This is a genomic window from Neisseria sp. P0021.S007 (genome assembly GCF_051956855.1).
Window position 1 is genome coordinate 1 of the sequence record NZ_JBQCXA010000432.1, and the last position, 738, is coordinate 738.

General features: G+C 51.2%; 1 pseudogene. It reads right to left on the reverse strand.

Going from position 1 to position 738, the window contains the following annotated elements:
• A pseudogene (locus ACTHUR_RS13825) lies at positions 1-738 on the reverse strand (IS5 family transposase); the annotation flags it as partial.

The following is a 738-nucleotide window of genomic DNA, read 5'->3' on the forward strand; positions in this document are numbered from 1 at the left end:
GCCCGAAATAGGCTGCCCGGGCATAGCGGAATTTACGGTGCAGCGTACCGAAGCTTTGTTCGACCACATAACGGGTTTTTGACAAATATCGGTTACGTTTGGTTTGCGCTTCCGTCAGCGGACGGTTGCGGTGGGCTTTGCGCATAATGCCGTCCAACAACTGATGTTCTTTCAGATGTTGCCGGTTTTCCTTGCTGTCGTATCCTTTGTCGGCATAGATGGTCGTACCTTCGGTTATCCCTTTCAGTAAAGGCGACAGGTGGTTGTACTCATGGGTATTGGCGGGAGTGATGTGCAGTTTCTCGATATAGCCTTCCTCATCGGTGCGGGTATGTTGTTTGTAACCAAGTTTGTAGAGGCCGTTTTTCTTTGTCCAACGGGCATCTTTGTCTTTACTAGGTGTGGTTTGTCCACTGACTTGTCCCTCCTCATCAACTTCTATAGCCTGACGCTGTTTGCTGCCGGCGGTCTGAAAAATGGTGGCGTCAATGACGGCGGCGGATGCTTTCTCTACTTTTAGTTTTTTTTCGGTCAGTTGACGGTTGATCAGTTCCAGCAATTCGGACAGGGTGTCGTCTTGCGCCGCCGGTTGCGGTAGCGGCATAAGGTGCTGTAATCGGGGATACTCAGTTCGTCAAAACGGCAAAACAGGTTGAAATCGATGCGGGTGATGAAGCTGTGTTCGAGCTCGGGATCGGAGAGGCTGTGCCACTGGCCGAGCAGGACGGCTTTAAACAT